The sequence below is a fragment of the Nocardioides flavus (ex Wang et al. 2016) genome (genome assembly GCF_014653115.1).
GTDB classification, from domain to species: Bacteria; Actinomycetota; Actinomycetes; order Propionibacteriales; family Nocardioidaceae; genus Nocardioides; species Nocardioides flavus.
Map to the genome: position 1 here is coordinate 99,659 of NZ_BNAD01000012.1, position 8,657 is coordinate 108,315.

The 8,657-nt window shown below is 72.1% G+C and carries 11 protein-coding genes; 5 read left to right on the forward strand and 6 right to left on the reverse strand.

The window, feature by feature from the left end:
- Window positions 1-64: 64 nt before the first annotated feature.
- Together IE200_RS20850 and IE200_RS20855 are read right to left on the reverse strand one after the other, a co-directional pair.
- Window positions 65-1,252 (reverse strand): class I SAM-dependent RNA methyltransferase, encoded by a 1,188-nt coding sequence (locus tag IE200_RS20850; RefSeq protein ID WP_229856700.1) that lies wholly within the window; start codon window positions 1,250-1,252, stop codon window positions 65-67.
- Window positions 1,249-3,297, reverse strand: a complete 2,049-nt coding sequence (locus tag IE200_RS20855; protein WP_229856702.1) for an APC family permease — start codon at window positions 3,295-3,297, stop codon at window positions 1,249-1,251. The genes IE200_RS20850 and IE200_RS20855 overlap by 4 nt, the downstream gene beginning before the upstream one ends.
- A 56-nt stretch (window positions 3,298-3,353) precedes the next feature.
- Between IE200_RS20855 and IE200_RS16755 the strand changes: the two genes are divergently transcribed.
- Window positions 3,354-4,016, forward strand: a complete 663-nt coding sequence (locus tag IE200_RS16755) for a potassium channel family protein (RefSeq protein ID WP_191280621.1) — start codon at window positions 3,354-3,356, stop codon at window positions 4,014-4,016.
- A gap of 59 nt (window positions 4,017-4,075) precedes the next feature.
- Window positions 4,076-4,741, forward strand: coding sequence for a potassium channel family protein (locus tag IE200_RS16760; protein ID WP_191280622.1), 666 nt, complete (start codon window positions 4,076-4,078; stop codon window positions 4,739-4,741).
- A 25-nt stretch (window positions 4,742-4,766) separates the two neighbouring features.
- Here IE200_RS16760 and IE200_RS16765 read toward each other — a convergent pair whose 3' ends face one another.
- From IE200_RS16765 to dut, 4 genes are read right to left on the reverse strand one after another with little or no spacing between them, the layout of a single operon-like run.
- Window positions 4,767-5,468, reverse strand: a complete 702-nt coding sequence (locus tag IE200_RS16765) for a DUF3159 domain-containing protein (RefSeq protein ID WP_191280623.1) — start codon at window positions 5,466-5,468, stop codon at window positions 4,767-4,769.
- On the reverse strand, window positions 5,465-5,827 hold the full coding sequence (locus IE200_RS16770) for an OB-fold nucleic acid binding domain-containing protein (RefSeq protein ID WP_191280624.1): 363 nt from the start codon (window positions 5,825-5,827) through the stop codon (window positions 5,465-5,467). The genes IE200_RS16765 and IE200_RS16770 overlap by 4 nt, the downstream gene beginning before the upstream one ends.
- A 3-nt stretch (window positions 5,828-5,830) precedes the next feature.
- Window positions 5,831-6,496 (reverse strand): DUF3710 domain-containing protein, encoded by a 666-nt coding sequence (locus IE200_RS16775; protein ID WP_191280625.1) that lies wholly within the window; start codon window positions 6,494-6,496, stop codon window positions 5,831-5,833.
- 46 nt (window positions 6,497-6,542) lie between these two features.
- Window positions 6,543-7,025, reverse strand: a complete 483-nt coding sequence (dut, locus tag IE200_RS16780) for a dUTP diphosphatase (RefSeq protein ID WP_268245561.1) — start codon at window positions 7,023-7,025, stop codon at window positions 6,543-6,545.
- A gap of 27 nt (window positions 7,026-7,052) precedes the next feature.
- On the opposite strand from dut, the gene IE200_RS16785 reads away from it, so the two are divergent.
- The 3 genes from IE200_RS16785 to IE200_RS16795 all read left to right on the forward strand — a co-directional run.
- Window positions 7,053-7,511 (forward strand): DUF3093 domain-containing protein, encoded by a 459-nt coding sequence (locus IE200_RS16785; protein ID WP_191280626.1) that lies wholly within the window; start codon window positions 7,053-7,055, stop codon window positions 7,509-7,511.
- A 9-nt stretch (window positions 7,512-7,520) separates the two neighbouring features.
- Window positions 7,521-7,853: a DUF4235 domain-containing protein gene (locus tag IE200_RS16790; protein WP_191280627.1), complete on the forward strand. Its 333-nt coding sequence runs from the start codon at window positions 7,521-7,523 to the stop codon at window positions 7,851-7,853.
- Window positions 7,854-8,379: 526 nt separating this feature from the next.
- The coding region (locus IE200_RS16795; RefSeq protein ID WP_191280628.1) for a helix-turn-helix domain-containing protein at window positions 8,380-8,657 on the forward strand (278 nt) is incomplete at its 3' end.

The window sequence follows — 8,657 nt, forward strand, 5'->3', positions numbered from 1 at the left end:
CACCAGCACCGGACGACAAGGGTCGAAGGACCCGTACGGGACCCCTGCAAACCCCGTCCGCCGGTCAGCGGCGACGCGGCTCGAGGAGCGCGACGCACTCCACGTGGTGCGTCATCGGGAACAGGTCGAAGGCCCGCACCGCGGTCAGCTCGTAGTCGTGCTCGGCGAAGATCGCCACGTCACGACCCAGGGCGGCGGGATCACAGGCGACGTACACCACCGCGCGCGGGCGACGGTCGACGACCTGCTCGACGACCGCACGCTTCGCGCCCTCCCGCGGCGGGTCGAGGACGACGAGGTCGAACGGCTCGTCCAGGCTCGTGCGCAGGACGCGGTCGGTGGGGCCGCACTCGACGGCCGCGGCGTCGAGCCCGGCCAGGTTGGCGCGCGCGTGGTGGCAGGCGGTGCGGTCGGCCTCGACCGCGACCACCCGGGTGCCGGTCGCGTCGGCGACGAACCGGGCGAACAGCCCGACACCGGCGTACAGGTCGAGCGCCCGCTCCCCCGGACGCGGCGCGAGGAGCTCGAGGACGGCCTCGACGAGGACGCGTGGCGCCTCGGGGTGGACCTGCCAGAAGCCGTCGGCCGCCACGGCGAAGTCGTGGGACTGCCCGGCGGCGGTGACGGTGTGGACGACGGGCGGGGCGCCCTCCTCGACCAGTGCGTCCGCCGGTCGAGCGCCCTCGGCCGCGATGAGGCAGTCCTCGAGCGGCACGAGGTCGTGGGAGCGGTGCGCGCGCATGGCGGGCCGTCCGTCCGGGAGGGCGGCGTACCTCTGGCGGGTGCGCCACCGCAGGCCGTCGTCCGCGCGTCCGGGCACCGGGACCGCCTTGACGTGGAGCCCGGACACGATCGCCGACTCCGCAGGCAGCCGCCCCAGCCGCACCAGCTGCTCCCGCACGACGGCGGTCTTGAGGTCGCGCTGCGCCGGCACGGCGACGTGCTGGAAGTCGCAGCCGCCGCACAGGCCGGGCCCCGCGACGGGGCACGGTACGGGCACCCGGTCGGCCGACGTCTCGTCCACCCGTACGGCGTCGCCGCGCCAGAACCGGTCTCCCTCGGTGCCCTCGGTGATCTCCACCAGCACCCGCTCGCCGGGCAGCGCGTGGCGTACGAACACGACGCGGGACTCGGGTTCCGGCAGCCGGGCGACGCAGTGGCCTCCGTGGGCCACCGGCCCGACCTCGACCTCGAAGCGCTCCCCGACGCGCGAGCGGCCCCGGGCCCGGCGTGGACGGTTGGTGCGGCTCACGGCTCGTCGACCTGGCGCTCGCTGTCGCGCGAGGTCACACGGCCCCGCCGCAGGTCGCCGGCGTGGACGCGCACCTCGTCGAGGCGGCCCCGCTCCTGGGCAGCCTGGGAGGACCGCAGCTGGTAGGGCACCGAGATGACCATGACCCCCGGCGTGAAGAGCAGTCGACCCTTGAGCCGCAGCGCAGTCTGGTTGTGCAACAGCTGTTCCCACCACCGTCCGACGACGTACTCGGGGATGTAGACGGCGACCACCCCGCGCGGGCTCGCCCGGCGGATCTCCTGGGTGTACTCGACGATCGGCCGCACGACCTCGCGGTAGGGCGAGTGCAGCACCTTGAGGGGGATGTCGAGGTGGCGCTCGTCCCACTCCTCGAGCAGCCGGTTGGTCGCCCGCGGGTCGACGCTGACGTAGATCGCCTCCAGGACGTTGGGCCGCGTCGCCCGGGCGAAGGCGAGCGCGCGCAGCGTCGGCTTGTGCAGCTTGGAGGCCAGGACGATCGCGTGCACGCGGGTCGGCATCACCTTGTCCTGCTCGTCGGCCGCGAGCTCGAGCTCGACGCGCTCGTAGTGGCGCCCGATCGCCTGCATGACCGCGAAGAAGAAGCCCATCGCCAGGATCGTGATCCAGGCGCCGGCGAGGAACTTGGTGATCAGCACGATGACCAGCACGACCGCGGTCATCCCGAGGCCGAAGGTGTTGATCGCGCGCGAGCGCATCATCCGCCGGCGAACGGCCGGGTCGGACTCGGTGCGCAGGTGTCGCGTCCAGTGCCGGATCATGCCGAGCTGGCTGAGGTTGAAGGACACGAAGACGCCGACGATGTAGAGCTGGATCAGCTTGGTGGTCTCGGCGTCGAAGACCCAGATCAGCAGCATGGACATCCCGGCGAGGAAGACGATGCCGTTGCTGTAGGCCAGGCGGTCGCCGCGCGATCCCAGCGAGCGCGGCGCGAGCCCGTCGTTGGCGAGGATCGAGCCGAGCACCGGGAAGCCGTTGAACGCCGTGTTGGCGGCCAGGACGAGGATGATCCCGGTGACCGTGACGACGAAGTAGAAGCCCGGCGGGAAGTGGTCGAAGACCCCGGCGGCGATCTGGGAGATCACCGGGTGCTGCTCGTAGCCCTCGGGAACCGCACCACTCGACGTGCGCAGCTGCTCGAGGTGATGCGGGTCGACGTAGCGGATCGTCATCTGCTTGGCGAGCACGATGACGCTCATCATCATCGTGATGGCGATGAGGCCGAGCAGGAGCAGCGTGGTGGCCGCGTTGCGGCTCTTGGGCTTGCGGAACGCCGGCACCCCGTTGCTGATCGCCTCGACACCCGTGAGCGCCGCGCAACCCGAGGAGAACGCCCGCGCCAGCAGGAACATCAGGCCGATCTGGGTGAGCGGTCCCTCCCAGCCTTCCTGGGGCACGATCCGGAGGTCCGCGCTCTCCGCGTCGGGCAGGTCCCCGGCCAGGAGGCGCATCAGGCCGTACGCGCACATGCCGAGGATCGCCACCATGAACAGGTAGGTCGGCACGGCGAAGAACGCCCCCGACTCGCGCACCCCGCGCAGGTTCATCGCCGCCAGGAGCGCCACCGCGATCACGCCGACGGTGGCCTCGTGCCCGATCAGCACCGGTATCGCCCCGGCGGCGTACTGGGAGGCCGAGGAGATCGAGACCGCCACCGTGAGGACGTAGTCGACCAGCAGCGCGCTGGCCACGGTGACGCCGGCGTTGCGGCCGAGGTTGACCGTGGCCACCTCGTAGTCGCCGCCACCGGACGGATAGGCGTGCACGGTCTGGCGGTAGCTGGCGATCACGGTGAGCATGACGACCGCGACGGCGAGGCCGATCTTCCACGACCAGACGTACGTCGACGCGCCCGCGATCGCCAGCATGATGAAGACCTCGTCGGGGGCGTACGCGACCGACGACAGCGCGTCGCTGGCGAACACGGGCAGCGCGATCCGCTTGGGCAGCAGGGTCTCGCCCAGCTGGCTGCTCCGCAGCTTGCGACCCAGCAGGATCCGCTTGGACACGTCGCCGACACTCACGGGCGGCAAGCCTAGACCCGCAGCGGCCGATATCCCCGCTGGGATACGGTTCCGTTGTGCACGTCGTGATCATGGGTTGTGGCCGCGTCGGCTCGACGCTCGCCCGCAGCCTCGAGGACCGCAACCACACGGTGTCCGTCATCGACAGCGAGCCCGACTCCTTCCGGCGCCTGGGCCCCGAGTTCAACGGCGACAAGATCACCGGCTACGGCTTCGACCAGCAAGTGCTGGAGAAGGCCGGGATCCGGCGGGCGGACGCCTTCGCCGCGGTGTCCAGCGGAGACAACTCCAACATCATCGCCGCCCGAGTTGCGCGCGAGACGTTCGGCCTGCAGCAGGTCGTCGCCCGTATCTACGACCCGGGCCGCGCCGAGGTCTACCAGCGCCTCGGCATCACGACCGTGGCGACCGTGAAGTGGACGGCCGACCAGGTGCTGCGCCGGATCCTGCCGGCCGGTGCAGAGCCCGACTTCCGCGACCCCTCCGGCACGATCCGCGTCGACCACGTCCCGGTGCCCGAGGTGTGGATCGGGAACCGCACGGTCGAGTTCCAGATGCAGTCGCGCAGCCGGATCGCGTGGATCGACCGCCTCGGCGAGGGCATGCTGCCCACCCGCGAGACGGTCCTGCAGGAGGGCGACATGCTGCACCTCGTCATCCGCGAGGAGAACGCCGCCCACGCGTACGCCGTGCTCGAGGCCGGCCCTGAAGACGACTGACCGCCCGAGCACCCCCCACCGAGCACCTCACCCAGACCTGAGCCAGGAGCACTGCTGACATGCGCGTCGCCATCGCCGGAGCCGGAGCCGTGGGCCGTTCGATCGCGCGCGAGCTGATCGAGAACGGCCACCAGGTCCTGCTCATCGACAAGAGCCCGTCCGCGATCCGTCCCGAGCGCGTCCCCAACGCCGAGTGGCTGCTGGCCGACTCGTGCGAGCTGTCCTCGCTGGCCGAGGCCCAGCTGGGCAAGTGCGACGTGGTGATCGCCGCGACCGGCGACGACAAGGCCAACCTGGTGACCTCGCTGCTGGCCAAGACCGAGTTCGGCGTCCCGCGCACCGTGGGCCGGGTCAACCACCCCAACAACGAGTGGCTGTTCACCGAGGCATGGGGGGTCGACGTCAACGTGTCGACGCCGCGCATCATGTCGGCGCTCGTCGAGGAGGCCGTATCGATCGGCGACCTCGTGCGCCTGTTCACCTTCCGCCAGGGCAACGCCAACCTGGTCGAGCTCACCCTGTCGGCCGACTCGCCCTACGTCGGTACGCCGGCGGGGCTGGTGCCGTTCCCGGAGAACTGCGCGCTGGTGACGATCCTGCGCGACGGTCAGGTCTACACCCCCGAGGCCGAGCAGCCGCTGGAGTCGGGCGACGAGCTGCTGTTCGTCGTGCCGGCCGAGGTCGAGTCCGAGCTCGAGCAGCTGCTCTCCCCCGGTCACGCCTGAGCCTGGTCCGGGGTCGGGCCGGTCGTCAGGCCGGCGTCGCGTCCGGCTCGACCGGCGTCCGGTTGCGTGAGAGCAGCCAGACCATCGACCCCAGCGCCGCGAGCTGCAGCGGCCAGCCCAGGGCGATCTTCAGGACCCCCAGCGCCGCGACCGCCGCGTCGGGGTCCATCGAGCCGGAGCTCCCGGCGAGCCAGATGGGCGCCTGGATAACGACCCTCAGGACGCACGGGGCCACCAGCAGCCAGGTGAGCCGGTTGCACAGCCGCACGACCTGCTTGTCGGAGTGCCACGCGGTGGGGTCGCCGGTGATGCTGCCGACCATGAACCCGACCAGGGGCCAGCCGATGAGGCAGGTGAACGCCAGCACCACGGCGTACCCGCCGTTGTAGAGCAGGCCGGGCAGGAAGTAGGCGAGCGCCTGCTCCTGCTCGGAGCCGCCGGACGCGGCCGAGCGCTGGACGAAGAACCAGCCGATGCCGATGCCGAGGAGGGCGTTGACGACGAACTGCACCGTCGAGCGCTGGACGAGGCGCACGACCAGCAGCACCAGGGCGGACCCGATGCTGACCATCAGGGCGCGGTCGAGGTCGCGCATCGTCAGCCACGTGACGGTGAACAGGATCGTCGGCACGGCCGCCTCGGCCATCCCGCGTCGCCCTCCGAGAGCGGTGGACAGCTGCTGGCGCACCACGGCCTCGACCGTGTCGGTGCCGATCTTCTCGCTCATGGGCGCAGCTCGTAGCGCGGGTTGAACATGATGGAGACGCCGCCCTGACGCCCGATGCAGCCGGCGACCGTCACCGAGCGTCCCGGGTCCACGCCGGTGATCCGGCGCCTGCCGAGCCACACGAGCGTGATGACGCCCGAGCCGTCGTCGAGCTCTGCCTCGAGCGCCGGCACGCCGCCGCGCGGGCGCAGCGTCACGGTGCGCAGCACACCGCTGACCACCACGTGCTCGCGCTCGGGGGCGTCGGCGATGGCGAGCGCCGCGGTGGACGCGCGCGACTCACGCAGGTCGCGCTGGTGCGCCTCGGAGCTGTCGGCCCACCTCGAGAGCGCCTGCCGCAGCCGGCTCTTCTCGCCCATCGCTCACCGGACCCGGCGGGCGTCGTCCGGCAGGGTGACCGGGAGGGGCTCGCCGACGGGCATCGCCTGCTCGCCGCGTCGTACGACCACCTGGGCGAGCGCGTCCTCCCACTCCGTGGTGGAGTCGGGGTCGAGAGCGGGTCGCCCGAGGAACGACGCGCGCAGCATCCAGCGGTCACCGTTGATGCCGAGGATCCGCGACGGCTGGGTCGCGGTCGTCCCGTCCGGACGGCGCACGGGCATCTGGCAGACCAGCTCGGTGCCCCACCGGCCCTCACGCTCGGTCGCCGCGCCACCGCGCCGCACCATGTCCTCGGCGATCTGGGGCCTGACGTCCGACCAGAGGTCGCCGTTGCGAGGAGCGGCGAACGCCTGGAACTCGCAGGCACCGTCAGCTCCCGCGAGCATCACCGCACGCACCTGGCCGGACTTCTCGTCCACCTGGAGCCGCAGCTCGCGCTCCGCGATCGCCGGGACCAGCAGGGAGCCCAGGTCGGCGCGCTCGATGCCGTCGCCCTCGACCTCCGACACGTCACGCGGACCTGCGCTCGCGCCTCCGCCTGCGCCTGCCGGTGCGGCGGGCGAGCCGGCGGCCTCGTCGACGGCGCTCGGGTCCACGACGTCGTCGGTCGACGCCGGGGCGGCCTCTGCCTTGCGGCGGAACTTCACGTCAGCACTCCTTCGATCGGCGCTCTTCTCGACAGGTCGGCCCGGCTCACGCGCGCGAGCCAGTACCTGTAGAACCGTAGCCCCCGGCGCCCCGGGACGACTCGGGCAGCACCCCCACCTCGACGAACCGGGCGCGCTCGAACCGCTGGATCACCAGCTGGGCGATGCGGTCACCGCGCCTGAGCGTCACGGCCTCGACAGGGTCGTGGTTGATCAGCAGGACCTTGATCTCGCCCCGGTAGCCGGCGTCGACCGTGCCCGGCGTGTTGACGATCGACAGGCCGTGGCGCGCAGCGAGCCCGGAGCGTGGATGCACCAGCGCGACGTAGCCGTCCGGCAGCGCGATCGACAGGCCGGTCGGCACCAGCGCCCGCTCGCCCGGCGCGAGGTCGACGTCCACGGCGGTGTGCAGGTCGGCGCCGGCGTCGCCCGGGTGGGCGTACGACGGGACCGGCAGGTCGGGGTCGAGGCGGAGGACGGCGACGTCGAGGTCGGGGGCGACGGCATGGTGTGGGTCGTGGTCGGGCACGAGGACTGAATCTATAGGCTCTGCGCCGTGGACTACGCCGAACGCCTCACCGTGCCGCTGCGCTGGTGGGCGCAGGGGACGATGCTCGTGGCGTCCTTGTGGCTCGCACTCGTCGTCGCCGTGCCCGATGCGCTCGCCTGGTCGATCAGCGGCGCCGCGCTGCTGCTCATGGTCGCGCTGTTCCTCGCGTACGGGCGTGCCCGCGTCTCGGTCGACGGAACGACGCTCCGCGCCGGGCGGGCACACATTCCGCTCGCGCTGGTGGGCGCAGCCACCCCCCTCGACGCCGACGGCGTACGTCGGCAGGCCGGTGTCGACGCCGACGCGCGGGCGCACCTCGTGCTTCGGCCGTACCTCAAGCGGGGCGTGCGCGTGGACATCACCGACCCGGCTGACCCCACCCCGTACTGGCTCGTCAGCTGCCGTCGTCCCGACGCGCTCGTCTCAGCCCTCGAGGCGGGGCGGGCGCGCCGAGCCGCTGGGTAGGGTGACGACATGGCGTCTTCCTCCAAGGACAACAACAGCAAGGTCTACTCGGCCTTCTCCCTCGCCGCCGCGATCGGTGCGGCTGCCGTGGCCAAGAAGGGGCTGAACTCGTCCTGGCGCGCCGCGACCGGCAAGAACCCGCCTGCCAACCCGGCGGACCCCGATGTCGGCCTCAGCGAGGCGATCATGTGGGCGGCTCTCAGCGGCACGTTGATCGGCGTCGCCCGGATGCTGGCCACGCGTCGCGCCGCGCACTACTACGCCCGCTCGACCGGTCACCTGCCGCCGCAGCTGCAGAAGGACAACCAGGACGCCTCCAAGGCGCCTGCTCCGCAGTCCTGACCGCTCACCGACCCGAGCGGCGCCGCCCGCGCTCACTCACTCAGGGTCGGCCCGCCCGCTGTCGCGTCCGTTCGCTGGTCCCGGACCCCGTCGATCCAGCTGGTCGCGTCCGGTAGCTCTGCCGTGCCCGGGCGACCGCCGCCCCGCCGTTCCCGGACCAGATGATCGGCCCTTGCCCGTGAGTCTCTGAGCGACTCAGGGGCTCGTGCACCTGCCGGCGACGCTCCCTTGCCCGTGAGTCTGTGAGCGACTCAGGGGCAAGGGAGCATCGTGAGGTCGCGCGGGCTCGCACCGGCCAGGCCGCGGCGAGCCGTCGCCAGCCGAGGTGATGGCCGTGCCTGGAGAGGTCCCGGAGGCTCTGTGCCGCGGGGGTTGATGGGCCACGAGGTGTCCACAGGGGACGGTTCGCACGCCGGGGCGGGGGTGGTTGTGGATGGGCGGGGGCGGGTGTCGGTGCGGGGGCGTGGAATGGGGTGTGGTGGCCTCGAGCGGCGGGGCCCGGGTCGAGGAAGGGTGGGTGTCGGGGATGGACGACACGGGGGCACAGAACACACAGGACGGGCCCGACGGGCAGGACGGGCCCGACGACGGGCAGGCCGGGCCGGTCGGGCCGGTGCGTGATGCGATGGTGAACTGGTCGCCGGCGGAGCGGGAGTGGTGGTGGATGGGTCCGTTCCCGGGGCAGGTGCCGGGGCTGGTGAGGCGGGTGCGGCGGATCCTGGACGTCTCGCAGCGGGGGCTGGCGGCGTTGTTGGGGGTCTCGCAGTCGGTGGTGGCGCGGTGGGAGACCGGGCGTACGAGTCC

What these genes read in the sequence shown, in the direction of transcription:
- IE200_RS16770 (WP_191280624.1), bottom strand. Translation starts at nt 5,827, where the DNA reads ATGGGCGAGAAGAGCCGGCTGCGGCAGGCGCTCTCGAGGTGGGCCGAC.
- IE200_RS16790 (WP_191280627.1), top strand. Translation starts at nt 7,521, where the DNA reads ATGGCGTCTTCCTCCAAGGACAACAACAGCAAGGTCTACTCGGCCTTC.
- IE200_RS16765 (WP_191280623.1), bottom strand. Translation starts at nt 5,468, where the DNA reads ATGAGCGAGAAGATCGGCACCGACACGGTCGAGGCCGTGGTGCGCCAG.
- IE200_RS16760 (WP_191280622.1), top strand. Translation starts at nt 4,076, where the DNA reads ATGCGCGTCGCCATCGCCGGAGCCGGAGCCGTGGGCCGTTCGATCGCG.